This window comes from Arthrobacter sp. ISL-95, from assembly GCF_018613695.1.
GTDB lineage: Bacteria > Actinomycetota > Actinomycetes > Actinomycetales > Micrococcaceae > Arthrobacter.
Genome location: NZ_JAGGPR010000005.1, coordinates 474,248 through 499,275, shown reverse-complemented (window position 1 = coordinate 499,275; position 25,028 = coordinate 474,248). Strand labels below are relative to the sequence as shown.

General features: G+C 61.6%; 22 protein-coding genes. 4 read left to right on the top strand and 18 right to left on the bottom strand.

All coding sequences use genetic code 11. The features are described 5' to 3' along the window. Positions 1-33: 33 nt before the first annotated feature. Both mshA and J7I86_RS08515 read left to right on the top strand, forming a co-directional pair. The gene (gene mshA / locus J7I86_RS08520; RefSeq protein WP_214819014.1) at positions 34-1,278 is read left to right on the top strand and encodes a D-inositol-3-phosphate glycosyltransferase; all 1,245 of its coding nucleotides are present in this window, start codon (positions 34-36) and stop codon (positions 1,276-1,278) included. 99 nt (positions 1,279-1,377) lie between these two features. Then, positions 1,378-3,066, top strand: coding sequence for a formate--tetrahydrofolate ligase (locus tag J7I86_RS08515; RefSeq protein ID WP_214819013.1), 1,689 nt, complete (start codon positions 1,378-1,380; stop codon positions 3,064-3,066). A 189-nt stretch (positions 3,067-3,255) separates the two neighbouring features. Here J7I86_RS08515 and J7I86_RS08510 read toward each other — a convergent pair whose 3' ends face one another. The 8 genes from J7I86_RS08510 to glmS all read right to left on the bottom strand — a co-directional run bounded on the left by J7I86_RS08510 (position 3,256) and on the right by glmS (position 15,977). Then, positions 3,256-4,341: an inositol-3-phosphate synthase gene (locus J7I86_RS08510; protein WP_214819012.1), complete on the bottom strand. Its 1,086-nt coding sequence runs from the start codon at positions 4,339-4,341 to the stop codon at positions 3,256-3,258. Between the two features lie 169 nt (positions 4,342-4,510). Continuing rightward, positions 4,511-5,548, bottom strand: coding sequence for an L-glyceraldehyde 3-phosphate reductase (gene mgrA, locus J7I86_RS08505; RefSeq protein WP_214819011.1), 1,038 nt, complete (start codon positions 5,546-5,548; stop codon positions 4,511-4,513). Between the two features lie 79 nt (positions 5,549-5,627). Continuing rightward, entirely contained in the window at positions 5,628-7,400 is a 1,773-nt protein-coding gene (treZ, locus tag J7I86_RS08500; RefSeq protein ID WP_214819611.1) for a malto-oligosyltrehalose trehalohydrolase, read from the bottom strand. An 89-nt stretch (positions 7,401-7,489) separates the two neighbouring features. Further along, the gene (gene treY / locus J7I86_RS08495) at positions 7,490-9,802 is read right to left on the bottom strand and encodes a malto-oligosyltrehalose synthase (RefSeq protein ID WP_214819010.1); all 2,313 of its coding nucleotides are present in this window, start codon (positions 9,800-9,802) and stop codon (positions 7,490-7,492) included. Then, on the bottom strand, positions 9,799-12,081 hold the full coding sequence (gene glgX / locus J7I86_RS08490) for a glycogen debranching protein GlgX (RefSeq protein WP_214819009.1): 2,283 nt from the start codon (positions 12,079-12,081) through the stop codon (positions 9,799-9,801). Before glgX ends, treY begins: the two co-directional genes overlap by 4 nt. A gap of 69 nt (positions 12,082-12,150) precedes the next feature. Next, positions 12,151-13,728 carry an NAD(P)H-hydrate epimerase gene (locus J7I86_RS08485; protein WP_214819008.1) on the bottom strand — a complete coding sequence of 526 codons (1,578 nt, stop codon included), beginning with the start codon at positions 13,726-13,728 and terminating at the stop codon, positions 12,151-12,153. Positions 13,729-13,741: 13 nt separating this feature from the next. Further along, positions 13,742-14,089 (bottom strand): holo-ACP synthase, encoded by a 348-nt coding sequence (locus J7I86_RS08480; RefSeq protein ID WP_011775548.1) that lies wholly within the window; start codon positions 14,087-14,089, stop codon positions 13,742-13,744. Between the two features lie 4 nt (positions 14,090-14,093). Continuing rightward, complete coding sequence (gene glmS / locus J7I86_RS08475; protein ID WP_214819007.1) at positions 14,094-15,977, bottom strand: glutamine--fructose-6-phosphate transaminase (isomerizing); 1,884 nt, start codon at positions 15,975-15,977, stop codon at positions 14,094-14,096. Between the two features lie 138 nt (positions 15,978-16,115). Between glmS and coaA the strand changes: the two genes are divergently transcribed. After that, positions 16,116-17,087 (top strand): type I pantothenate kinase, encoded by a 972-nt coding sequence (coaA, locus tag J7I86_RS08470; protein ID WP_214819006.1) that lies wholly within the window; start codon positions 16,116-16,118, stop codon positions 17,085-17,087. Position 17,088: 1 nt separating this feature from the next. Further along, complete coding sequence (locus J7I86_RS08465) at positions 17,089-17,970, top strand: D-alanyl-D-alanine carboxypeptidase family protein (protein ID WP_214819005.1); 882 nt, start codon at positions 17,089-17,091, stop codon at positions 17,968-17,970. Between the two features lie 72 nt (positions 17,971-18,042). On the opposite strand, the gene glmM is transcribed toward J7I86_RS08465, so the two are convergent. The 10 genes from glmM to infA all read right to left on the bottom strand — a co-directional run bounded on the left by glmM (position 18,043) and on the right by infA (position 24,958). Continuing rightward, a complete protein-coding gene (gene glmM / locus J7I86_RS08460) occupies positions 18,043-19,407 on the bottom strand; it encodes a phosphoglucosamine mutase (protein ID WP_214819004.1) in 1,365 nt (454 codons plus the stop codon). A 163-nt stretch (positions 19,408-19,570) separates the two neighbouring features. Beyond that, entirely contained in the window at positions 19,571-20,077 is a 507-nt protein-coding gene (gene rpsI / locus J7I86_RS08455; protein WP_214819003.1) for a 30S ribosomal protein S9, read from the bottom strand. A gap of 38 nt (positions 20,078-20,115) precedes the next feature. Next, positions 20,116-20,559 (bottom strand): 50S ribosomal protein L13, encoded by a 444-nt coding sequence (rplM, locus tag J7I86_RS08450; protein WP_024817563.1) that lies wholly within the window; start codon positions 20,557-20,559, stop codon positions 20,116-20,118. Between the two features lie 245 nt (positions 20,560-20,804). After that, positions 20,805-21,704: a tRNA pseudouridine(38-40) synthase TruA gene (locus tag J7I86_RS08445; protein ID WP_286179485.1), complete on the bottom strand. Its 900-nt coding sequence runs from the start codon at positions 21,702-21,704 to the stop codon at positions 20,805-20,807. Positions 21,705-21,736: 32 nt separating this feature from the next. Continuing rightward, positions 21,737-22,297 carry a 50S ribosomal protein L17 gene (rplQ, locus tag J7I86_RS08440; protein ID WP_214819002.1) on the bottom strand — a complete coding sequence of 187 codons (561 nt, stop codon included), beginning with the start codon at positions 22,295-22,297 and terminating at the stop codon, positions 21,737-21,739. Positions 22,298-22,363: 66 nt separating this feature from the next. Continuing rightward, positions 22,364-23,374 carry a DNA-directed RNA polymerase subunit alpha gene (locus J7I86_RS08435; RefSeq protein ID WP_011775567.1) on the bottom strand — a complete coding sequence of 337 codons (1,011 nt, stop codon included), beginning with the start codon at positions 23,372-23,374 and terminating at the stop codon, positions 22,364-22,366. 149 nt (positions 23,375-23,523) lie between these two features. Continuing rightward, complete coding sequence (gene rpsK / locus J7I86_RS08430; RefSeq protein WP_014922380.1) at positions 23,524-23,925, bottom strand: 30S ribosomal protein S11; 402 nt, start codon at positions 23,923-23,925, stop codon at positions 23,524-23,526. Between the two features lie 51 nt (positions 23,926-23,976). Beyond that, complete coding sequence (gene rpsM / locus J7I86_RS08425; RefSeq protein ID WP_011775569.1) at positions 23,977-24,354, bottom strand: 30S ribosomal protein S13; 378 nt, start codon at positions 24,352-24,354, stop codon at positions 23,977-23,979. A gap of 196 nt (positions 24,355-24,550) precedes the next feature. Further along, positions 24,551-24,664, bottom strand: coding sequence for a 50S ribosomal protein L36 (gene rpmJ / locus J7I86_RS08420; protein ID WP_011775570.1), 114 nt, complete (start codon positions 24,662-24,664; stop codon positions 24,551-24,553). Between the two features lie 72 nt (positions 24,665-24,736). After that, positions 24,737-24,958 (bottom strand): translation initiation factor IF-1, encoded by a 222-nt coding sequence (gene infA, locus J7I86_RS08415; protein ID WP_011775571.1) that lies wholly within the window; start codon positions 24,956-24,958, stop codon positions 24,737-24,739. Between the last annotated feature and the right edge of the window lie 70 nt (positions 24,959-25,028).

The window sequence follows — 25,028 nt, the reverse complement described above, 5'->3', positions numbered from 1 at the left end:
GATGATTTTGCTGTGATCGTGAGGAGGACCCGGGTGCCGTTGATCCGTCGTGTGGCATTTCTGTCGCTGCACACCTCCCCCATGGAGCAGCCCGGCGCGGGAGATGCCGGCGGAATGAACGTCTACGTTCGCGCGCTGGCCATGGCACTGGCTGAGTCCGGTGTGGAGGTGGAGATCTTCACGCGATCCACCAAAGCCGGCCAGGCCGCCGTCGAGCATCCCGGGCCGGGCGTCTGCGTGCACAACGTCATGGCTGGACCACGCCGCAAACTGCCCAAGGAAGAATTGCCGGCACTTCTGCACCACATGGTGGAAGAAATCGACAAGATACGGCACCAACAGCTCCACGGCCGCTACGACGCCATCCACTCGCATTACTGGGTTTCCGGCGTGGCCGGGCTCGAGTTGTCAGAACTCTGGGGCGTCCCGCTGATCCACACCATGCACACCATGGCCAAGGTAAAAAACCTTGTCCTGGAGTCCGGTGAACGTCCCGAGCCACGGCGCCGGGAAGACGGCGAACAACGGATTGTGGATGGCGCCTCGAGGCTTGTTGCCAATACTCCTGCCGAGGCGGAGGAACTGGTTTCCCACTACGGGGCGGACCTGGACAGGATCGACGTCGCGCCGCCGGGTGTGGATCTCAAAGTGTTCACGCCGTCATTCCGGCGGAAGTCCCGTACTTTACGGGGTGTCAGGCCGGACAGCTTCCATATTCTCTTTGCCGGCAGGATCCAACGGCTCAAAGGTCCCCAAGTGTTCGTCAAGGCCGCCGGAATTCTCCGCAAACGCAGGCCTGACCTTGATCTGGAAATGACTATTTTGGGATCCCTCAGCGGAGCCAAGGACTTCAACCTCCAGCACTTTATTGAAGACGCCGGACTGGCCGACGTCGTCACTCACCGGCCGCCTGTAGTGGCACTGGAGCTGGCCAGCTGGTTCCGTTCAGCAGACGTAGTGGTGATGCCCTCCTTCAGCGAGTCCTTCGGTTTGGTGGCGTTGGAAGCACAGGCGTGCGGTACACCTGTGGTGGCCACCAACGTTGGTGGTCTCTCACGGGCCATCTCGGACGGGCGAACGGGCATGCTGGTGGACGGACACGACCCCTCCGACTGGGCAGACGCCCTCGAAGATCTCTACGACGACGTCCAAACGCGCGAGGATATGGGCCGGCTCGCTGCCACCCACGCCGAGTCCTTCGGATGGCAACGCACCGCCGCCATCACCTTGGAAAGCTATCGTGAGGCCGTTAGTGGGCTGTTGGTCCCCCGGCGCTGAGTCTTAGCTTGTATTTGCTCAAGGGCTGATAGATTGTGCCGCACAGCCTAAGAACCCCAGCAGCAGCATCCCCGCTGCGGGCAGAGCCAAAGGACAACGATGTCTGAAAACAAGATCATGAGTGATCTTGAAATTGCCCACAACGCCACCATGCTTCCCATTGAAGACATCGCTGGACGTGCGGGCATCAATGTGGATGCCCTGGAACTGTATGGACCGTACAAGGCCAAAATCAATACGGCCAAGCTGGTGCTTCCCCAGGGAAAGGCGCCCGGCAAGGTAGTGCTCGTTTCTGCCATGTCCCCCACTCCGGCCGGCGAAGGCAAGTCAACAACTACTGTGGGGCTCGCGGATTCCTTGGCCCGGGCCGGCCACAAAGTGATGATCGCCCTGCGCGAACCCTCCCTGGGTCCAATCCTTGGCATGAAGGGCGGAGCCACAGGCGGCGGCTACTCCCAGGTGCTACCCATGGACGACATCAACCTGCACTTCACTGGCGACTTCCACGCAATCACTTCGGCAAACAATGCCCTCATGGCCCTGGTGGACAACCACATTTTCCAGGGCAACCAACTCGGCATCGATCCACGCCGCATGACGTTCAAGCGCGTGCTGGACATGAACGACCGCGCACTTCGGGAAGTGATCATCGGACTCGGCGGCCCCATGCAGGGAGTGCCCAGGCAAGACGGCTTCGACATCACCGTGGCTTCCGAAGTCATGGCGGTCTTCTGTCTCGCCTCAGACCTGGACGATCTTAGGGACCGGCTGGGACGCATCACCTTCGGGTACACCTACGACCGCACGCCAGTCACGGTGTCAGACCTCGGGGTGGAGGGCGCGCTCACCATGCTGTTGAAGGACGCCATCAAACCCAACCTCGTGCAAACCATCGCAGGTACCCCAGCCTTGGTCCATGGTGGGCCCTTCGCGAACATTGCCCACGGGTGCAATTCGCTGATCGCCACAGGCACCGCCATGCAGCTGGCAGACGTAGTGGTCACCGAAGCCGGCTTCGGAGCGGACCTTGGTGCCGAGAAGTACATGGACATCAAGGCACGCATCGCCGACGTAGCGCCATCCGCCGTCGTGGTGGTGGCAACAATCCGGGCTCTCAAGATGCAGGGCGGCGTTCCCAAGGAAAAGCTCAGCGAGCCTAACGTCGAGGCCGTGGCTGCCGGCGTCGAGAACCTGAGAAGGCACGTGGGCAACGTGGCGAAGTTCGGTATTTCCCCGGTCGTGTCCATCAACAAATTTGCAACGGACAGTCCTGAGGAACTTCAGTGGCTCCTCGCCTGGTGTGCTGCAGAAGGCGTGCAGGCGGCAGTTGCTGATGTCTGGGGGCGCGGAGGTGGGGGCGACGGCGGTGATGAGCTCGCCGCCAAGGTGGCAGCTGCACTGGATGCACCCGCCGACTTCCACCACCTATACCCGTTGGAACTCAGTGTTGAGGACAAGATCCAGACGATTGTGCAGGAGATTTACGGGGCAGACGGCGTGGAGTTCTCAGTCCCGGCACTCAAGCGACTCGCCGAGATCGAGAAGAACGGCTGGTCAGAGCTTCCTGTCTGCATGGCCAAGACCCAGTACTCCTTCACCGACGATGCTTCCAGGCTTGGTGCGCCCAAGGGATTCCGGGTGCACGTCCGCGAACTGATTCCCAAGACCGGTGCCGGCTTTATTGTCGCGCTGACGGGTGCGGTGATGACCATGCCCGGCCTCCCCAAGGAACCGGCCGCCATGCGCATGGACGTGGACGCTGACGGCAACCCCACCGGCCTCTTCTGATCCCCTCTCACATCCCAAGCCCTTCAACCCGATCCTCTCTCACATCCCAAGCCCTTCCGGCCGATCCTCTCTCACTTTCTTGAGGAAAGGGATAGAGGATCGCGCCCAAACCCGAGGGATCCGATAGAGCGTCGGGTAACGACAAACGCCCCCGTATCGAAATACGAGGGCGTTTGGTGAAACGGGTGTTTAGCGCTCGATGTCGCCGCGGATGAAGGCTTCAACCTTGTCGCGGGCGAGGTCGTCGTTGAACTGCTCCGGCGGCGACTTCATGAAGTAGCTGGAAGCGGAGAGCAGCGGGCCGCCAATTCCGCGGTCCAGGCCGATCTTCGCAGCGCGGATGGCGTCGATGATCACGCCGGCAGAGTTCGGTGAGTCCCACACTTCGAGCTTGTATTCGAGCGACACAGGAGCGTCACCGAAGTTACGGCCTTCGAGGCGGACGAAGGCCCACTTGCGGTCATCGAGCCAGGCGACGTAGTCGGACGGTCCGATGTGGACGTCGTCGGCGTGGAGCTCAGCCTCGACGTTGGACGTGACAGCCTGGGTTTTGGAGATCTTCTTGGATTCAAGGCGGTCGCGCTCAAGCATGTTCTTGAAGTCCATGTTGCCGCCGACGTTCAGCTGGTACGTGCGGTCCAACGTGACACCACGGTCTTCGAACAGCTTGGCCATGACGCGGTGCGTGATGGTGGCACCGATTTGGCTCTTGATGTCATCGCCCACAATCGGGATCCCGGCTTCGGTGAACTTGTCAGCCCACTCCTTGGTACCGGCGATGAAGACGGGCAAGGCGTTGACGAAAGCTACACCGGCGTCTATGGCGCACTGGGCATAGAACTTTGCCGCCTGGTCCGAACCGACGGGCAGGTAGCACACCATGACGTCGGCTTTGGCTTCACGGAGAGCGGCGACGATGTCAACAGCTTCGTCCGGAGCCTCGACGATGGTTTCGCGGTAGTACTTGCCCAGACCGTCAAGGGTGTGGCCGCGCTGGACCGTCACGCCTGTTGCGGGAACGTCGGCGATCTTGATGGTGTTGTTTTCGCTGGCACCGATGGCGTCTGCGAGGTCAAGCCCAACCTTTTTGCTGTCGACGTCGAAGGCGGCAACGAACTGAACGTCGTTGACGTGGTACTGGCCGAACTCGACGTGCATCAGACCCGGGATCGTGGCCTTGGGGTCAGCGTCGCGATAGTACTGAACACCTTGGACCAGCGATGCGGCGCAGTTGCCTACGCCGACAATGGCAACACGAATCGGATGTGAAGACACGGAACTCCTTTTTGAGAAATAACCTCAGGTGCCAGGCGCATCCCTGACAGAGACCAGGGCACGGCTGATTGGCACGGCGCCATTCGGCGCACACTTGCATTGTAACCAACACAGCGGAAGCCGGTTTTGTTCCCTGCCGGCTTCCGCTGTTTGTGTCAGTCCTTCGAGGCTACTTCTGCGCCCACAGATTGATGTCCGACTCCACGGCGAACTCATCAATGGCAGTCAGCTCTTCGGTGGTGAACTTCAGGTTGTTGATGGCGCTGAGAGTGTCTTCAAGCTGGGCCACGCTGGAAGCCCCAACCAGCGCAGAGGTCACAGGCGAGCCCTTGGGCTGATCGCGAAGGATCCAGGCAATGGCCATCTGGGCGAGTGTCTGGCCACGCCCCTCGGCGATGGCGTTCAGCCCCCGCACACGGTCCAGTTTGTCTTCCGTCAGCGCAGACTCGGACAGGAACCGTTCTTTGGCTGCACGGGAGTCGGCCGGCACACCGTTGAGGTAGCGGTTGGTGAGCATGCCCTGCGCCAGTGGCGAGAAGGCGATGGACCCTGCGCCTACCTGGTCCAATGCCTCGTACAGGTTGGGTGAGCCGTTCTCCGTCCACCGGTTCAGCATGGAGTAGCTGGGCTGGTGGATGAGCAGAGGGGTACCGAGTTCCTTCAGGATTCGGGCGGCCTCGAGCGTCTGTTCGGGCGTGTAGGAGGAGATGCCCGCGTAGAGTGCCTTGCCTGACCTTACTGCGTAATCCAACGCGCCCATGGTCTCTTCCAGAGGCGTCTCGGGGTCGGGACGGTGGCTATAGAAGATGTCCACGTAGTCCAGGCCCATACGCTCCAGAGACTGGTCCAAGCTGGAAATCAGGTATTTGCGGGATCCCCACTCGCCGTACGGACCGGGCCACATGTAGTAACCGGCTTTGGTGGAGATGACCAGTTCGTCACGGTATGGCTTGAAGTCGTCCTTCAAGTGACGCCCGAAGTTGGTCTCCGCCGAGCCATCCGGGGGTCCGTAATTGTTGGCGAGGTCGAAGTGGTTGACACCGAGATCGAACGCGCGCCGCAGGATTGCACGCTGTTCATCGAATCGCTTGTCATCGCCGAAGTTGTGCCAGAGGCCCAGCGAGATGGCGGGGAGTTTGAGTCCACTGCGTCCGACGCGGCGGTAGGGCATGGTTTCGTAGCGGTTTTCCGCAGCCGAATAAGTCATACGTACCATCCTGCCACTGCACAAACTGCGGTGACGGCGCCGTCCGCTATGTGGGCGCCGTCACCTCATTTTGTGCGACTTAGCGGACGCGTACGACGGCGGCGCTACCGCCGGGAAGCGTCAGCGTCCCGTCCTCCAGGGCTGCTTCGTCATCGGTAGCCAGCAACACGGAGCCATTCAGGGGCGTGCCAAGTGCTTCGTCCCCGAAGTTGCAGACTACCCGGACGGTGCCGCGGGAAAACTGCAGCCAATGTTCGTCGTCGTCGAACTCAACGGAGGTCCCGCCGAAGCCGCCGTCCACCAACTCCGGAGTGTTACGGCGCAACTGTGCCAAGTCCTTGTACAGCTGCAGCAGGCGTGCGTGCTCCCCCTCAGCGGCTTCGTCCCATTTAAGTTTGGAGCGTTGGAAGGTCTCGGGGTCCTGCGGATCGGGGACAACCGCCGGGTCCCATCCCATACGTTCGAACTCTTTGATACGCCCTTCAGCTGTTGCTTTGCCCAGCTCAGGTTCCGGGTGGGAGGTGAAGAACTGCCACGGCGTGGAGGCAGCAAACTCCTCACCCATGAACAACATGGGCGTGAAGGGTGACGTCATGGTCAGCACTGCGCCGATGGCCAGCTTTCCGTAGGACAACGATGCGGTGAGGCGGTCGCCGGTGGCCCGGTTCCCGATTTGGTCGTGGTTCTGCAGGCAGACAACAAGCGCCGAGGGGTGTGCCAGATCGTGCCGGATGGGCCGCCCGTGGTGCCGCCCCCGGAAGCTGGAGTAGCTGCCATCGTGAAGGAATCCATGTTCCAAGACCTTCGCCAGGACTGCGAGGGAGTCAAAATCCGCGTAGTAGCCGGTGGTCTCCCCGCTGAGGTTGACGTGCACTGCGTGGTGGAAATCGTCGCTCCATTGGCCTTTCAACCCGTAGCCGTTGTCTTGGCGTGGGTAGATGAGCCGCGGGTTGTTCAGATCCGATTCTGCAATCAGCGTCCTGGGTATTCCGGTTGCTGCCTCCACCTCGTCTCCCAGTGCCCCGAATTCCTCGAGGATGTGCACGGCACGCTCATCACGCAAGGCATGCACAGCATCGAGCCGGAGTCCGTCCACGTGGTAATCCCGGAGCCACATCGCTGCATTCTCCAAGATGTAGCGGCGGACATCGTCCGAGCCGGGGCCGTCAAGGTTGACAGAATCACCCCATGTGTTGCCCTCCCCCGATTTCAGGTACGGTCCGAACTGAGGCAGGTAGTTACCGCTCGGTCCGAGGTGGTTATAGACAACGTCCTGGATAACGCCCAAGCCCGCAGCATGAGCCGCATCCACAAAGCGCTGGTAGGCTGCGGGGCCACCATACGGCTCGTGCACGGCATACCAAAGGACGCCATCGTAACCCCAGTTGTGAACACCGTTGAAACCGTTGACCGGGAGTAACTCTATGAAGTCGACTCCGAGGTCCACCAAGTAGTCCAGTTTTCCTGCGGCGGCATCCAGCGTGCCCTCCGGGGTGAAGGTGCCCAGGTGCAGTTCATAGATGACCGAACCCTTGAGGCTCCGCCCCTTCCATTCACTGTCCTTCCACACATGGGCGGACGGATCAAAGGCCGCTGACAGTCCGTGGACTCCGTCGGGCTGCCTCCGCGAGCGCGGATCGGGAAACGGTCCCTCCCCGTCCACGATGTAGCCATACCGTACCCCGTCGCCTTCCTGGGCCACCACGTCAGCCGGCGCCCGCCACCATCCGGCGGCGCCGCCGTCGTGAAGTTGCTCCATGGGGTACTCGTGACCTCCGGCGAGCAACCGGACCGAATCGGCGTTCGGCGCCCAGACGTCGTAAGGATTTTTTCCAGCAGCGTGCTCCAGCATCATGCTCCCTGTACGTGTTTCAAGCGTGCTTTGCAATGACGGTGTTGATGGTGCGATCACCGCAATACGGTGATCGCACCATCCGGAAATCAGTCTGTGGGAACCAACAGGGCCACGGGGTATTGCTTCAGCAGGGTGGCCAGAGGGATGGCACCTGCCCGGTAGGTGGCCCCGGTGAGTTCGTCCCGGCATCCCACAGTCAATTCGATGGCCGTGTCCCGCCAGCCGCCTTCCCTGGCCAGCCGTTTAGGCAGACGGGTGGCAACGGTGAGGGCTCCACGACGTTCGGCTCCTCGGTCGAAGGCCACCACGTGTCCTGCGGCAGCGCCCTGGGCAGCAACCGGAAGGTAACCGGCAAACAGCTCCGGCCTGTCGCGGCGAAGCCTCAATGCACGGGAGACCACCAAAAGTTTGGCGGCTTCATCCGTGAACGCGGGCTTGGCGCCGCGATCCAACTCTTCCAGGGTGGCGATGCGAGCCTTGAAATCCACCGGCCGCCGGTTGTCGGGGTCGGTCAGTGAACCGTCCCTGAATTCCGTCCCTTGGTAGACGTCAGGAACGCCGGGCATGGTTAGTTGAATCAACTTTGCGGACAGCGAGTTGGAGGTTCCATACGGTTCGAGCTCGTTGACGAAGTTGGTCAGGGCGGCTGTTACTTCCGGAACATCAAAAACAGCGTCGACGGCGGCCGCCAGCTGTCGTTCGAACTCCTGATTGGGATCGGTCCAGTTGGTGGAATTGCCGGCTTCCCGGGCCGCTTTCAGGGCATAGGACTGCAACCGTTGGCGATCTGCCGGCCACGCCCCTGCGATGGACTGCCACACCAATACGGAGAGGGGGCCATCCGGGATGGGCGCAAGTTCATGGACGATGCCCAGGAAAAGCTCCCATTCCGGTACTGCCTCGGAGATCACGGAGATCCTTGCCCTTGCATCCTCGCTCCGTTTGGTGTCGTGGGTGCTCAGCGTTGTCATGGACAGCGGTAAAAGCTGCTGCCTCCGGGCCATGCGTTCATGGAAGACATTGCCGGGAATGGAGAATTCCGTAGGATCCGCGCCCACTTCCGTCAGTGACCCCAGACGGGTGTAACGGAAGAACGCGGTGTCCTCCACGCCCTTGGCCATGACCATGCCTGACGTCTGTTGGAAGCGCCGGGCCAAAAGACTGGACTCATCCAGCAAGAGCGGCTGGAGCTGGCTGAGGACAGTTGCCAGGTCAGGGCGCTGCTTGGCGGCGTTCTCCACAGACTCGATCAGCGTTTTCCCGCCATAGGGCAGATACGTCCTGTAGATGGGGAAGCAGCAAATGACTTCCGCCAGGGCATCGGCTACCTTGGCGAACGGCAGCTCCAGCGATTCAGGCACGAGACGGGCCAGCCGTAGGACTTCCGAGCGCAGGATGCCATCGGCGATCCGGCGCTTGGTCGCATGAATCATGGCATGGTAATCCGCCGGAGCGTCTGCATTCCGGAGACGGGCATCCAGGGAGTTCAGGTATTCCTCGGCCGTCGGGTCTACAAAGAGACGGTCGACGTCAGCCAGGGCGTCGTATCCCGTGGTCCCTTCACACTCGAAGGTGTCCGGCAGCTGCTCCCCCGGTTCCAGGATCTTCTCCACCAGAAGGTAAGCGCCTCCGGTCGCTTCGCGCAGCCTTGTGAGGTAGCCCTCGGGATCGGCGAGCCCGTCCGGGTGGTCGATTCTCAGCCCGTCCACCAATCCTTCACGGAACCAGCGGACAATCTCTGCATGGGACTCATCAAAGACCCAAGGAATCTCCACGCGCACGCCGGCCAGGGTGTTCACTGCGAAGAACCGGCGGTAGTTCAGCTCGGCGTCGGCCCGGCGCCAGCCAACCAACTCATAGTGCTGCCGTGAATGGACTTCACGCGCGTTGTCCCCGGAGGTGCAGGTACCCTCGGCCAGTGGAAAACTGTGATCGTAGTACCGCAGTTCGTCGTCCACGATCTTCAGTTCGTCAAGGTCGTCGTCGCTCCCCAGGACAGGAATGCGGATTTTCCCCCCGCCAAAGTCCCAGTCGACGTCGAACGCCTCGGAATACTTTGAACCGCGGCCTTCCTTGAGCAGCTGCCACCACCAGGCGTTCTGCTTCGGCGAAGCAACGCCCATGTGATTAGGCACGATGTCAGCCAGCACGCCCAAACCCTTGTCCTTTGCTGCCTTGGACAGCGCGGCAAGGCCTTCAGGGCCTCCCCGGGAGGGATCAACAGTAGAGGGATCGGTCACGTCATAGCCGTGATCCGAACCCTTTTCGGCGGTCAGGATCGGTGAGACGTACACCCAATCGATTCCCAAGGAACGCAAATATCCGGTGATCTCAGCCGCATCCTGCAACGTGAAGCTCGGACGAATCTGGAGCCGATATGTGGAGACAGGCGTCCTCATGCTTCCGTCTCCTTCGTTTCGCCTTCATCGGTGTTGCCCTCGGACGGAGAACCTTTGTAATCAAAGGGCAACGACGTCACTGCAGGGGCGGTGATGGATGCCGTTTCCGGAGTACTGGTCTGCGTCAACGCGGCCAGGGAAGCAGCCACCGAATGATCGGGTTCAATTTCCGGAGTGCTGTGGGCACGGAGTACCACCAGCGACTTGCCGCCGACCATCAGGATCTGATCGGCTTTGATGACGCCGGCTTCGGCGCCTTCTCCGGCGGTATCGATCATGACATCCCAGGCCGGCGCGTACTCATCGGAAGGAATCCGGAAGCCCACTTCGTCCTGGTCGGCGTTGAAGTACAACAGGAAGTTGACGTCGGTGATGCGCCGTCCCTGCGTATCCCTGCCATGGATGCCATCGCCATTGAGGAACACTCCCACCGAGCGTCCCAGAGCTTCGTGCCAATCGGACGGAGTCATGGTGCTGGCGTCGGCATCCAGCCATACGATGTCCGGGAGTCGCTCGCCTTCACCGCGCAGCACAGGACTGCCATCGAAGAAGCGGCTGCGGCGCAGGCTGGGGTGTTTGGCCCGGAGTGCACTGACCGCTGCTGTGAACTCGATCAGGGGCTGGTCCACGTTGTCCCAGTTGATCCAGGTCAGTTCCGAATCCTGGCAGTATCCGTTGTTGTTGCCGTTCTGCGTCCTGCCGAGTTCGTCACCATGCAGAAGCATGGGAACACCCTGGGACAGGAACAGCGAGGCAATGAAGTTGCGCTGCTGACGCGCCCTCAGGCCAAGGACAGTGGGATCGTCCGTGGGCCCTTCGGCGCCGCAGTTCCAGGAACGGTTGTGGGATTCGCCGTCGTTGTTGTCTTCGCCGTTGGCCTCATTGTGTTTCTCGTTGTAGGACACAAGGTCAGCCAACGTGAAGCCATCGTGCGCGGTGACGAAGTTGATGGACGCCACGGGCCGGCGGCCCGAGTGTTCGTAGAGGTCCGCCGAACCCGTCAACCGGGAAGCGAACTCTCCAAGGGTGGAAGGTTCGCCGCGCCAGAAGTCACGGACAGTATCGCGGTATTGGCCGTTCCACTCCGTCCATTGCGGAGGGAAGTTGCCCACTTGGTATCCGCCGGGCCCAACGTCCCACGGCTCAGCAATGAGCTTCACCTGGGAAACCACGGGGTCCTGCTGGATGAGTTCGAAGAAGGTGGACAGTTTGTCCACGTCATAGAACTCGCGTGCCAGCGTGGAGGCGAGGTCGAACCGGAATCCGTCAACGTGCATCTCGGTCACCCAGTATCGCAGGGAGTCCATAAGCAGTTGGAGGGAGTGCGGGCTGCGGACATTGAGCGAATTGCCCGTGCCGGTGTAGTCCATGTAGTACTTCTGGTCATCTTCCACCAGGCGGTAGTACGCGGAGTTGTCGATGCCCTTGAAGGACAACGTTGGTCCGAGGTGGTTTCCCTCGGCGGTGTGGTTGTACACGACGTCGAGAATTACCTCGATGCCGGCCGTGTGCAGCGCCCGCACCATGGCCTTGAAGTCTTGGACCTGCTGTCCAGTATCACCCTTGGAGCTGTAGCTGTTGTGGGGCGCAAAGAACCCGATGGTGTTATAGCCCCAGTAGTTATTCAGGCCCTTGTCCTGCAGGATGCCGTCGTTGACGAACTGGTGCACCGGCATGAGTTCGATCGCCGTGATGCCCAGCTTCTGCAGGTGGGAAATCACGGCCGGGTGGGCGACGCCGGCATAGGTGCCGCGCTGCTCTTCGGGCACTTCGGGATGCATCTGCGTGAGGCCCTTGACATGTGCCTCGTAGATTACGGACTTGTGGTACGGAATCCGCAGGAGTTTGTCGCCATCCCAGTCAAAGAACGGGTTGATGACCACGCCCAGCATCATGTGCGGTGCAGAGTCCTCGTCATTGCGTGAATCCGGGTCACCCATGTTGTATGAGAACAGGGACGGGTCCCAGTCAATCTGCCGGTGAATTGCCTTGGCGTAAGGATCCAGCAGCAGCTTGTTCGGGTTGAAGCGTTGACCGGCGTCGGGGTCGTAAGGGCCGTGCACCCTGTAGCCGTACTTCTGTCCCGGTTGGACCTGCGGCAGGTAGCAGTGCCATACATAACCATCCACCTCGGTAACGTCTACGCGGACTTCCCCGCCGTCGTCGTCAAAGAGACACAATTCCACTTTTTCGGCCTTCTCGCTAAATAGCGCGAAGTTGGTGCCGGTGCCGTCAAAGGTGGCACCCAGCGGATAAGCCGATCCAGGCCAGACTTCCATGCGTTCTCCTCTTGATGATGCGAACAACTGTTGCAAGCCTACTCAAGCCCCCAGACACCGACAGCAACCTTAGGGTCTTGTTCGGTCGTATTCCGCGTTGAGCGAACCAATGACCCGCGGAACCGCCGTCATGATGGCCGAGGCTGTAATAGGACCTCCGTCGAAATCTGCGGATGCAAGGGCTCCGGCTCGTCCGTGGACGCTTGCCGCAACTGCGGCCAGGGCAGCCCAGCGGTCGGCGGGGTCCAAGCCCAACGCGGCATACGCGCCGTCGTCGTTCCGGATCATTTCCGTGGACTGTGCCAGCAGGGCCCCGAGTACACCGGCCAAGACGTCACCGCTGCCTGCAGTAGCCATCCAAGCGGTGCCTTCGGACTGGCTGAAAACAACGCCCGACGGCGAGGACACCAGTGTGGTGGCACCCTTCAGGAGCACTGTGGCGCCGGTTTGTTCGGCGGCCTGCCGCACATAGTGCAGGGTCCGGGATTCGACGTCGTCGCGGGTTACCTTCACTTCTCCCATCGAGGGAAGCGAGTTCAGCAACGTGGCCAGTTCTCCGGCATGCGGTGTCAGAATCCAATGGGCCGGGCAGCGTTCCGGCAGGAGGCTCAAAGCTCCGGCGTCCACCACCACCGGCAACCCGTCGGCGAGGGCCGAGGTACCGGCGTCCCTTGCCCGTTGCAGCTGATCCTCGCCATCAACCCCGGATCCCAGGAGCCAGGCCTGGACGCGGCCGGGTTCTTCGGTTTCCCACAGGGCTTCGGGAGTTCGGGCCAGCACCAGCTGCGCCGCCTCCTGAGGCCCGACATAGCGCACCATCCCTGCTCCGGCGAGGGCCGCGGCGTGCACGCTCAGAGCAGCGGCTCCGGCAAAGCGTGGCGAGCCCGCTACAACGCCCAAGACGCCCCTCGAATACTTGTGGGCGCGGCGGCCAGGATCGGGCAGCAAAGCCGCAAGGTCCGGGGCCGTGAGCCGGCGAAGCTCAGGGCGGTTGTGTTCCAGTGCATTCTCGATCCCGATGGGCACCAGCTCCACGCGCCCGGCACACCCTTCACCAGGGTCCGCCATCAGCCCGGCCTTGATACCGCCAAAAGTGACGGTGACGTCTGCTTCCAGCACCGGCCAATGCATTTCACCGCTGCTGGTATCCAGTCCACTAGGGAGATCACAGGCCACCACCAGGCGCGGACGCAGCTCCTGGAGCGACGCCACCATTTCGGCAGAGGCGTCCCGCAAACCACCGCGGGCGCCCGTTCCCAACAGCGCGTCAATGATCACGTCATCGCCAGCGCAAAGGACAGCAAGCTCTTCAGCGTTGGCGGCCTCCAACGTCAGAGCACGTCCGCCGGCCATGACAAAGGCAGCCAGCGCCTCCGGGTGCACTTCAGCGGCGGCGAGTACCGCCGTCGTCCGTGTTCCGCGGCGGGCCAGGAAAGCTGCAGCATAAAGGCCGTCGCCGCCGTTGTTGCCCTTTCCCACCAGCACCGTGACGCTCGCACCAGCAAGCTTCCGCCTGTTTTTGACCTCGCGAGCCACCACTTGGGCCAACCCATAGGCCGCCCGTTGCATAAGAACAGCGCCCTCACCGGAGTCCAGGAGCGGCTGTTCCGCATCCCTGATCTGTTGTCCGGTGAAGGCGCTGATCATTGCTTATAGTCCGTTAGCCCTCGGCGAGGACAGTAGCCGTAGCTATGCCGCCGTCGTGGCTCATGGACAAGTGCCAGCGCTTGACGCCCTTGGCCTCGGCCACAGCAAGCACCGTGCCCTTGACCTGGACGGTGGGGCCGTTCTCGTCGAGACCGATCCAGCAGTCCTGCCAGTTCATCCCTGCCGGAGCGCCCAGCACCTTGGCCACAGCTTCCTTGGCCGCGAAACGGGCGGCCAAGGACCGTGTGTTAAGTTCCCGCTCGGCAGGAACAAACAAACGGTCCCGGAGTCCCGGTGTCCGTTCCAACTGCCGACCGAACCGCTCGATGTCTACGACGTCTACGCCAATGCCAACAATCATGGCGTTATTCTACGGTGACGCTCTTGGCGAGGTTACGCGGCTGATCGACGTCGTAACCCTTGGCACCGGCCAGTTCAGCAGCAAAGATCTGCAGTGGAACGGTGGTGAGCAGTGGCATCAGGAGGGTGGGGGTTTCCGGTACGTAGAAGACGTGCTCTGCGTAGTCCTTAACCGATTCGTCGCCCTCTTCAGCGATGACCAGGGTACGGGCACCACGTGCACGGACTTCCTGGATGTTGCTGACCACCTTGGAGTGCAGGGAGTCGCGGCCACGCGGGGACGGCACAACAACGAAGACCGGCTGGCCGTCGTCGATCAGGGCGATCGGACCGTGCTTCAACTCGCCGGCGGCGAATCCTTCAGCGTGGATGTAGGCGATTTCCTTGAGCTTCAGGGCGCCTTCAAGGGCTACCGGGTAGCCAACGTGGCGGCCCAAGAACAGTACGGACTTCTCGTCCTTCATGCTGCGGGCGAGCTCACGCAGGGGTCCTGCGTTGTCCAGGATTTTCTGGATCTTGGCCGGAATCTTGTTCAGGTCCGCGAGGACGTCCTTGATCTGGCCCGAGAAGATGTTGCCCCGCAACTGGGCCAGGTACAGGCCGAGCAGGTAGGCAGCGGTGATCTGCGCCAGGAATGCCTTAGTGGAAGCAACGGCAATTTCCGGGCCTGCGTGCGTGTAGAGCACGGCGTCGGATTCACGCGGGATGGTGGAACCGTTGGTGTTGCAGATGGAGATCGTCTTGGCGCCCTGTTCGCGGGCGTAGCGGACAGCCATCAGCGTGTCCATAGTCTCGCCCGACTGGCTGATGGAAACCACCAGAGTGTTGGAGTCAACAATGGGGTCGCGATAGCGGAACTCGTGTGCCAGCTCTACCTCGGTAGGAATGCGGCACCAGTTCTCAATGGCGTACTTGGCCACCAGGCCGGCGTAGGCTGCGGTACCGCAGGCCAGCACGATGATCTTGTCCACCTGCTTGAGGAGTTCGGGGTCAATGCGAACCTCGTCAAGGGTGAGCTTGCCGTTGAGGTCCGAGCGGCCCAGGAGGGTCTGCGCTACGGCGTCGGGCTGGTCGTGGATTTCTTTCTCCATAAAGGAGCTGAAACCGCCCTTTTCGGCCGAAGCCGGGTCCCAGTCAACGTGGTATTCCTTGCCTTGGGCGGGCGCGCCGAAGAAGTCGGTGATCTCCACGGAGTCCGCGGTGATGGTGACGATCTGGTCCTGTCCCAGTTCCACCGCGCGGCGGGTGTAGTCAATGAAGCCGGAAACATCCGAGCCGAGGAAGTTCTCGCCATCGCCCAGGCCAACTACCAGCGGCGAGTTGCGGCGGGCGGCCACGACGACGTCGGGCTGGTCCGCGTGGACTGCGAGAAGGGTAAAAGCGCCTTCGAGTCGCTGGCAGGCAAGGCGCATTGCCTCCGTGAGGTTGCCGCCGTCGCCGTCGAGCTGGGTGCGGAAGATGTCACCGATGAGGGCAGCCGCAACTTCTGTATCTGTTTCCGACTCGAAGGTGACGCCCTTGCCCAGCAGTTCCTGCTTGAGCTCAGCGAAGTTTTCAATGATGCCATTGTGAATGACGGCCAGCTTGCCGCCGTCGGAGAGGTGCGGGTGCGCGTTACGGTCTGTGGGTCCGCCATGCGTAGCCCAACGGGTATGGCCGATGCCGGTCATGGACTCGGGAACGGGGTTTGATTCCAGTTCTGCGATCAAGTTGCTCAGCTTGCCGGACTTTTTACGGGACGAAATGCTCCCGTCAGCTACTACTGCGACGCCGGCGGAGTCATAGCCGCGGTATTCCAGACGGCGCAGCCCTTCCACCACAACGTCAAGAGCGCTGTACCCAGCTGCCTTGCGAGACGAATTGCCAACATAGCCTACGATTCCACACATGGGTACAAGCCTAACGGCTAGTGCAAACAACTGATGTGGGACATCCCCTCTCCAATGCCTCCCCGGCGGGATCAGGCGCTCACAATTCACCTGCCCGTCGTCGTGCATTTCCTGATCCGTCCCGTGGAGGGCAGAATCATGAGCGTGACTTTGCTACGCACCGAAGCTAATGGCGACGGCGTTTCCCCGTTTGTAGAGCTGGACCGTCAAACGTGGTCCAGGCTTGCAGCGCAGATGGAGCAGCCCCTCAACGAAGAGGACGTCTTCCGTCTCCGCGGTCTCGGCGACCCCTTGGACATGAAGGAAGTCCGGGAGGTTTACCTGCCCCTCTCACGCCTCCTCCACCTGTACGTCGAGGCTTCCCACCAGCTCCACGCAGCCACCACCACGTTCCTTGGCGAACAAACCCAACGCACGCCGTTCGTTATCGGCGTGGCGGGTTCGGTTGCTGTTGGTAAATCAACCATTGCCCGCGTGCTCCGCGAAATGCTCCGGCGGTGGCCCGGAACCCCCAACGTGGAACTCATCACTACGGATGGCTTTCTCTACCCTTTGGCGGAGCTGAAGCGCAGGCACCTGCTGGAGCGAAAGGGTTTCCCGGAGTCCTACGACCGCCGCGGCCTTCTTCGCTTCGTTTCGGAAGTAAAAGGCGGCGCCGAGGAAGTGCGTGCACCTTGGTACTCCCACGTCACCTATGACATCGTGCCGGGCAAGGAAGTTGTGGTGCGGCGTCCTGACGTCCTGATTGTGGAAGGACTCAACGTCCTGGCCCCCGCCCGCCCGCGCATGGACGGCAAACAAGGACTGGCCGTTAGCGACTTCTTCGATTTCTCCATCTACGTGGATGCCAAAACCGCCTACATCGAGGAGTGGTATGTGGACCGCTTCCGGAAGTTGCGAACCACGGCCTTTGCCCAGCCCGAGTCCTACTTCCACCGCTACGCCACACTCTCTGACGACGACGCCGAGTCCACCGCACGGGGCATCTGGAAACGCATCAACGAGCCAAACCTCGAGGAAAATGTGCTGCCTACCCGCGGACGTGCGCAGCTGGTACTCACCAAGGACGCAGACCACTCCATCCGACGCATGCTGCTGAGGAAGGTCTAGCGTGCCCAGTAATCCTCAACCGCTGCCTAGCCGGCGGGTATTCGCGAGCCTGCTGACCGTCGGCATGGGAATGGCAGCCCTCGCAGCCTGCACGCCTGAGAACGCCACACCCTCCCCCATTGCCGCCAACGCCGCCAGCGAGGTCCCGTCGCCTTCGGCATCGCCGTCAGCGCTCAGCACCAGCGCCGCGACCACCGAGCCTGAACCCATTGAACCTGTGGCTAGCGCCCCATCCAGCGACGTACCGTCCGCCACAGCCCCCTCGCATGCCATTGCCCCGCAACACTCCCTGACTGATCCCACGAGTCCTTGGGTTGTGGTCAACAAGCACCGGCCCCTGGCACCCCAGGACTTCGTTCCGGCAGACTTGGTGCAGCCCGGCGTGCGGCTCGCCGTCAGCGGCGAAGCAGCTTTGCTGAACAGCACGACGGCGGCTGCCGCTGAAAAGATGTTCGGGGCCGCGGCCTCGGAGGGCGTCATCATGACGCTGGCTTCCGGTTATCGCTCCTATTCGACCCAAGTGGCAACGTACAACGGATACGTCACCAGCACCGGTCAGGCGGCCGCAGACCGCGCTTCCGCCCGTCCAGGACACTCCGAGCATCAGACAGGCTGGTCCTTCGACATTGGCGACGGTGCGGGCGCCTGCAGCTTCCAACCATGCTTCGCCGAACAACCCGCCGCTGTGTGGGCCAAAGCCAATGCCCACAAGTTCGGGTTCGTGGTGCGCTATCCGTGGATGTTGCACGACACCACCGGGTACTTTTACGAGTCCTGGCACCTGCGCTACATCGGCGTGGAGGCAGCCACGGACATGGCCACACGCGGTATCGCCACCGTGGAGGAGTATTTCGGCCTCGAAGCAGCGCCGGACTACCTTTAGATCCTTAAACACGCAGGCCCCCTCCCCTGCTTCTCTTCAAGCTGGGGAGCGGGCCTACGAAGTGAGCTTTTCCTAGACTGCCATCTCGCTGGGCGCGCCCAAGCGCTCCTTGACCACGGCAGCAAGACCCTTGCAGACCCGCTCGGCCGTTTCCATGTCCGCGGCTTCCACCATGACACGTACCAGCGCCTCGGTGCCCGAGGGGCGGAGCAGCACGCGGCCGGTCTCCCCCAGTTCAAGCTCTGCTGCAGCAACGGCCTCGGCAACGCCCTCATCGGTGGCGGCCCGGGCCTTGTCAACGTCCTTGACGTTGATCATGAGCTGCGGAAGCTTGGTCATGGCACTGGACAGTTCCTTGAGGCTGCGGCCAGTCAGGGCAACCTGCGCTGCAAGCTGCAGCCCGGTCAGGACACCGTCGCCAGTGGTCGCGAAGTCCGAGAAGATCACGTGGCCGGACTGTTCGCCACCAAGGTTGTATCCGCCGTCGCGCATTTCCTCCAGGACATAGCGGTCACCAACACCGGTCTCACGGATGGTGATGCCAGCCTCGCGAAGGGCAATCTTGAGGCCAAGGTTGCTCATGACCGTGGCCACGAGGATGTTGTCCTTGAGCTTTCCGGCTTCTTTGAGAGCGAGCGCCAGGATCGCCATGATCTGGTCGCCGTCCACTTCGTTGCCTTCGTGGTCCACGGCCAGGCAGCGGTCCGCGTCGCCGTCGTGCGCTACGCCAAGGTCCGCGCCGTGCTTGACCACGGCTTCCTTGAGCGGGCCAAGGTGCGTGGAGCCAACGCCCTCGTTGATGTTCAGGCCGTCCGGCTCAGCTCCGATGACCACCACGTCAGCACCGGCGTCCTTGAACACCTGGGGCGAACAACCGCTCGCTGCACCGTGGGCGCAGTCGAGGACAACCTTGAGGCCTTCAAGGCGCTTGGGAAGCGTACCGAGCAGGTGCACGATGTACCTGTCCTCGGCGTCCGAGAACCGCTGGATGCGTCCGACGTCGGCCCCTACCGGGCGCTGGGGCTCCTTACCCAGCTGCGCCTCGATGGCGTCCTCAACGTCGTCCGGCAGCTTCTGGCCGCCGCGGGCGAAGAACTTGATGCCGTTGTCCGGCGCAGGGTTATGGGAGGCCGACAGCATGACTCCGAAGTCGGCGTCGAGATCTGCCACAAGGTAAGCCGCGGCAGGAGTAGGGAGCACACCGGCGTCGTAGACGTCGATACCGGAGCTGGACAGCCCTGCCTCAACTGCAGCGGCAAGGAACTCGCCGCTGGCCCTGGGGTCCCTGGCGACGACGGCGCGCGGCCGCTTGCCATCGGTGGTGCGGTCATGGCCGAGTACCACGGCGGCTGCCTGCGCGAGCTGCATAGCCAGTTCGGCGGTGAGCAATCCGTTCGCGAGACCGCGCACGCCATCTGTTCCAAATAATCTAGACATCGGGTCAAGTTTAGACGACGTCGGGACCCCACTGGTTCAAGTGGCGTCCGCTGGATCATTCGCGGCGCCCTCCTGATTCCCCGTCTGGGCTGTTAAACGACGAAAGCCCGCCCCGCCAAAACGGCGGAACGGGCTTTCGATACCCCTTGTGGGGCGAAGCGGATTAACGCTTGGAGTACTGCTGAGCCTTACGTGCCTTCTTGAGACCAGCCTTCTTGCGCTCGATGACGCGGGCGTCACGGCTCAAGTAACCGGCCTTCTTGAGGGTGGCGCGGTTGTTGTCGATATCGATCTCGTTCAGCGAACGAGCAACACCGAGACGCAGTGCACCGGCCTGGCCGGAGATGCCACCGCCGTGGATACGGGCGATGACGTCGTAGGCGCCTTCAAGATCAAGGATCTTGAAAGGATCGTTGACGTCCTGCTGGTGCAGCTTGTTCGGGAAGTAGTTGTCCAGCGTGCGGCCGTTGATGGTCCACTTGCCGGAGCCCGGCACAACGCGAACGCGTGCAACGGCTTCCTTGCGGCGGCCAACAGCTGCACCGGCAACGGTCAGTGCCGGGCGCTCCTTCTTGGGCGCATCTTCAGCAGATGTGCTTTCAGAGGTGTAGCTGGTGAGGGTTTCCTCAGCCTCGACGGCTTCGGCGGTCAGTTCTTCGTTCTGAGCCACGGTTCTCCTTGTAATGAAAAGTTGGTTGGTGGCCAGGACTACTGGGCGACCTGGGTGATTTCGAAAGTCTTCGGCTGCTGTGCAGCGTGGGGGTGCTCAGCGCCACGGTAGACCTTGAGCTTGCCCAACTGCTGTGCAGCGAGGGAGTTCTTGGGGAGCATGCCCTTGATGGCCTTCTCAACAGCGCGAACCGGGTTGGATTCCAACAGCTCGGCGTAGTTGACGGAGGTCAGGCCGCCCGGGTAACCGGAGTGGCGGTATGCGCGCTTCTGCTCCAGCTTGGCGCCGGTAAGGGCAACCTTCTCAGCGTTGATGATGATGACGAAGTCGCCCATGTCCATGTGGGACGCAAAGGTCGGCTTGTGCTTTCCGCGCAGCAGTGTTGCGGTCTGGCTGGCAAGACGACCAAGGACAACGTCGGTGGCGTCAATGACGTGCCACTGGCGGTTGATATCGCCGGGCTTCGGGGTGTACGTACGCACGGTTTTGCCTCGTTCTTGTTCTGGCGTTCATGTTTTAGGCGGCACGCAATAAGGCGTGTACCTACTATGTATGCGCTACCGGAGCAGAGGTGAGGGCTCTATGTACCAGTTGTCCCATGATCTCGAAATGCCTCAGGAGTTAGCGATCCTGCAACTGGATCCCCCGTAAGGCATGTGTCATCGAGATAGGACACGCACAACGACTCTAAACAATACCCTCATTAGGGCGTCCGGGTCAAAATGAGCTAATCCACCTGGGCGCGCCGCGCCCGCGTCAGCTCTGCCCGCGCAAGCAACTCGCTGTCCGACGGGTACGCGACTTCTTCCAGCACGAGCGGGTGCGGTGCAGCGAGCACAGATTTGGCATCACGCTGACGCTCCAGAAGCCGCGAGTACAGCCAGGCCGGAGTTTCCAAGCCCTCCCCCACGCGGAGTACAGAACCTACCAAGGACCGCACCATGTTGTGGCAGAAAGCGTCAGCCTGAACGGTTGCAACGATCACACCGTCGCTGGCACGGTCAAAGGAGAACTTTTGCAGCTCGCGGATGGTGGTGGCACCCTCACGCGGCTTGCAGTAAGAGCGGAAATCCTGGAGCCCCAAAAGGGACCGCGCACCCTCGTTCATGACGGCAACGTCCAAAGGCGTCTTGTGCCACAACGTGATGCCTCGCAGCACCGGATCCCAACGTTCCGGACCGTCGGCAATCCGGTAACTGTATCTCCGCCACAATGCAGAGAAGCGAGCGTCGAAGCCCTCCGGCGCCAGGCCGGCGTCGTGCACTTCCACAGCTCCGGTTAAGTCGCCGAGGATGCGGCTCAACGCACCGCGGAGACGCCGCAAAAGTGCGACGCCGGGATCGAGTTCGTGCCCACGCGGAAGCGACAGCCACTCAGCTTCGGTCAGGTCCACGTGAACTACCTGGCCGCGGGCGTGGACGCCAGCGTCTGTCCGGCCGGCGACCGTGACGCGAACAGGTCGCTGCAAGAGGAGCGCCAGAGCTTCCTCGAGGGAGCCTTGCACCGTCCGAAGACCAGGTTGAAGAGCCCACCCATTGAAAGGACCGCCATCGTAGGAAAGATCAAGCCGGACACGCAAAAACCCGCCGCCCCCCATAACGGGGGCAGCGGGTTTTCGTTCGTTCATAGACTTAAGTCTACTGCGAAGAATTCAATGAATTACTTCTTGTCCTCGGCGGCCGGAGCCTCTTCGGTCTCAGCAACTTCAGCTTCAGCAGCCTCGGCCTCAGCGGCCGGAGCCTCTTCGGTCTGAGCAGCTTCGGTCTCTACAACCTCTTCCTCAGCAGCCGGAGCCTCGGCAGCCGGAGAAGCCTTGGCAGCGGCAGCGGTTGCTTCAGCAACAACGGCCTGCTTCGGGGAAACCGGCTCAAGAACGAGCTCGATGACAGCCATGGGAGCGTTGTCGCCCTTGCGGTTGCCGATCTTGGTGATGCGGGTGTAGCCACCATCGCGGTTAGCAACGGCGCCGGCGATGTCGGTGAACAGCTCGTGGACAACGCCCTTGTCGCTGATCAGGCCGAGAACGCGGCGGCGGGAAGCGAGGTCGCCACGCTTGGCGAAGGTGACCAGACGCTCTGCGTACGGCTTAAGGCGCTTGGCCTTGGTGACCGTGGTGGTGATGCGCTTGTGCTCAAAGAGAGCAGCTGCCAGGTTCGCGAGCATCAGGCGCTCGTGAGCCGGGCCGCCTCCGAGGCGCGGACCCTTAGTGGGGGTAGGCATAGTTATTTCTCCTGTTATGTAAGCCGGTCAGGTCCATCGCTGGACCCGGCGGCCAAGATCTGCTGTTTAGAGCTCGTCGTCGCTGAACGCGGCGTCGTCCTCTTCGATGGCTGCGGCGCGGGCTGCGAGATCGAAACCGGGAGGGGAGTCCTTGAGGGACAGACCCAGTTCCACGAGCTTTGCCTTGACCTCGTCAATGGACTTCGCACCGAAGTTACGAATGTCCATCAGGTCAGCCTCGGAGCGGGCAACGAGTTCACCCACGGTGTGGATGCCCTCACGCTTGAGGCAGTTGTAGGAACGGACGGTGAGATCCAGATCCTCGATCGGCAGGGCCATGTCCGCTGCCAGGGCAGCGTCCGTCGGCGACGGGCCAATCTCGATACCTTCAGCTGCGGTGTTCAGCTCACGAGCCAGACCGAACAGTTCCACCAAGGTGGTGCCTGCGGAAGCAACAGCATCGCGCGGGGCGATGGCCTGCTTGGTCTCGACGTCGACAATGAGCTTGTCGAAGTCGGTGCGCTGCTCAACACGGGTAGCTTCCACGCGGAAAGTTACCTTCATGACCGGCGAGTAGATCGAGTCAACCGGAATACGGCCGATCTCGGAGTCGCCGGACTTGTTCTGAGCTGCCGAAACGTAGCCACGGCCGCGCTCGATGGTCAGTTCGAGTTCGAACTTGCCCTTCGAGTTCAAAGTGGCAATGTGCAGATCCGGGTTGTGGAATTCGACGCCGGCCGGCGGAGCGATGTCCGCGGCGGTGACGACTCCGGGGCCCTGCTTGCGCAGGTAAGCAACAACCGGCTCATCGTGCTCGGAGGAAACCGAAAGGTTCTTGATGTTCAGGATGATCTCGGTGACATCTTCCTTGACACCCGGAACCGTGGTGAACTCGTGCAGCACGCCATCGATCCGGATGCTGGTTACAGCGGCACCGGGGATGGAGGAGAGCAGGGTACGGCGGAGGGAGTTTCCGAGGGTGTAGCCGAAGCCCGGCTCCAGCGGTTCAATGATGAAACGGGAGCGGTTCTCGGATACAACTTCTTCAGACAGGGTGGGGCGCTGTGCAATGAGCACTTAGGTTTCCTTTCGGCGAGCATCCGCTATATGACGCAACACAGGTGGTGGAAATCGGCTTCGGTTTCCAGCCTGACCAGCCGGGCCATGCTGATGAATGGTCGAAACCATCCATAGCAGGCCCGGCCGGTCAGGCGGGGAAGACCTAATTAGACGCGGCGGCGCTTCGGCGGGCGGCAACCGTTGTGGGCGCTGGGGGTGACGTCCTGGATGGAGCCAACCTCAAGGCCAGCGGCCTGAAGCGAACGGATTGCGGTTTCGCGTCCGGATCCCGGGCCCTTGACGAATACGTCAACCTTGCGCAGACCGTGCTCCTGAGCGCGCTTTGCAGCAGCTTCGGCAGCCATCTGGGCAGCGAACGGGGTGGACTTACGGGAGCCCTTGAAGCCAACCTCACCGGCGGAAGCCCATGAGATTACAGCACCGTTCGGGTCCGTGATGGACACGATGGTGTTGTTAAAGGTGCTCTTGATGTGCGCCTGGCCAAGCGCAATATTCTTCTTATCCTTGCGACGCGGCTTACGAACCGCTCCACGAGTCTTCGGGGGCATTGTTTCTCCTACAGAAAGTTATCGGGGGAAAACCGGATCAATCCCGAGGGATTAACGTCCGGCCTTCTTCTTGCCGGCGACGGTGCGCTTGGGGCCCTTGCGGGTACGAGCGTTGGTCTTCGTACGCTGTCCGCGTACGGGCAGGCCCTTGCGGTGGCGCAGGCCTTCGTAGCTGCCGATCTCTACCTTGCGGCGGATGTCAGCGGCTACCTCGCGGCGAAGGTCACCCTCAACCTTGTAGTTGCCTTCAATGTAGTCACGCAGCTGGACCAGCTCGGCGTCAGTCAGGTCCTTGACGCGAACGTCAGCGCTGATGCCGGTGGCAGCCAGGGTTTCGTGTGCACGGGTCTTGCCCACGCCGTAGATGTAAGTAAGCGCAATTTCCAACCGCTTTTCGCGGGGAATGTCTACGCCAGCGAGACGAGCCATAGTGGCAGTACTCCTTGAATAAACCGGAGGTCGTAGGCAGTACACCCACACGTTCAGTGTGGCCCCAGCCTCCGACCGGGGGTTCGCTGACCAGGCTCTGTAATGCAGTCCTGGCACAGCTTGTGCTGCCTTTATTTACTTGCGTGGGCTAGCAGCCCAGGTTTGTCCTTGCGGACGCAGATTCCCGAAGGGGGAATTAGCCCTGGCGCTGCTTGTGGCGCGGGTTCTCGCAGATCACCATGACCCGGCCGTTACGGCGGATCACTTTGCACTTGTCGCAGATCTGCTTGACGCTCGGCTTGACCTTCATGGCGTTCCTTTGCGTGTTTTGCAGTTGATCTGCTGGAGCGGCTTAGGCACTATTGCCTTGCCGCCCAGCAATTTACTTGTAGCGGTAGACGATACGACCACGTGTGAGGTCGTATGGGCTCAGCTCAACCACTACCCGGTCCTCGGGGAGGATTCGAATGTAGTGCTGTCGCATCTTCCCAGAGATGTGTGCGAGAACGACGTGCTTATTGGTGAGCTCAACACGAAACATCGCATTGGGCAGCGCCTCAGTCACAACGCCCTCGATCTCAATGACCCCGTCCTTCTTGGCCATATCCTCCGCTAACTGTTGTTTGCCACCGTCCTTCAGTTAGGCACCGAAGATCCAGCGGACGTTTTTTTGT

Bases quoted from the DNA above. Each gene is read 5' to 3' on its own strand.
- J7I86_RS08515 (WP_214819013.1), top strand. From the start codon at position 1,378: ATGTCTGAAAACAAGATCATGAGTGATCTTGAAATTGCCCACAACGCC.
- mgrA (WP_214819011.1), bottom strand. From the start codon at position 5,548: ATGACTTATTCGGCTGCGGAAAACCGCTACGAAACCATGCCCTACCGC.
- treZ (WP_214819611.1), bottom strand. From the start codon at position 7,400: ATGCTGGAGCACGCTGCTGGAAAAAATCCTTACGACGTCTGGGCGCCG.
- treY (WP_214819010.1), bottom strand. From the start codon at position 9,802: ATGAGGACGCCTGTCTCCACATATCGGCTCCAGATTCGTCCGAGCTTC.
- glgX (WP_214819009.1), bottom strand. From the start codon at position 12,081: ATGGAAGTCTGGCCTGGATCGGCTTATCCGCTGGGTGCCACCTTTGAC.
- J7I86_RS08485 (WP_214819008.1), bottom strand. From the start codon at position 13,728: ATGATCAGCGCCTTCACCGGACAACAGATCAGGGATGCGGAACAGCCG.
- J7I86_RS08480 (WP_011775548.1), bottom strand. From the start codon at position 14,089: ATGATTGTTGGCATTGGCGTAGACGTCGTAGACATCGAGCGGTTCGGT.
- glmS (WP_214819007.1), bottom strand. From the start codon at position 15,977: ATGTGTGGAATCGTAGGCTATGTTGGCAATTCGTCTCGCAAGGCAGCT.
- coaA (WP_214819006.1), top strand. From the start codon at position 16,116: ATGAGCGTGACTTTGCTACGCACCGAAGCTAATGGCGACGGCGTTTCC.
- glmM (WP_214819004.1), bottom strand. From the start codon at position 19,407: ATGTCTAGATTATTTGGAACAGATGGCGTGCGCGGTCTCGCGAACGGA.
- J7I86_RS08445 (WP_286179485.1), bottom strand. From the start codon at position 21,704: ATGAACGAACGAAAACCCGCTGCCCCCGTTATGGGGGGCGGCGGGTTT.
- rplQ (WP_214819002.1), bottom strand. From the start codon at position 22,297: ATGCCTACCCCCACTAAGGGTCCGCGCCTCGGAGGCGGCCCGGCTCAC.
- rpsK (WP_014922380.1), bottom strand. From the start codon at position 23,925: ATGCCCCCGAAGACTCGTGGAGCGGTTCGTAAGCCGCGTCGCAAGGAT.
- rpsM (WP_011775569.1), bottom strand. From the start codon at position 24,354: ATGGCTCGTCTCGCTGGCGTAGACATTCCCCGCGAAAAGCGGTTGGAA.
- rpmJ (WP_011775570.1), bottom strand. From the start codon at position 24,664: ATGAAGGTCAAGCCGAGCGTCAAGCAGATCTGCGACAAGTGCAAAGTG.
- infA (WP_011775571.1), bottom strand. From the start codon at position 24,958: ATGGCCAAGAAGGACGGGGTCATTGAGATCGAGGGCGTTGTGACTGAG.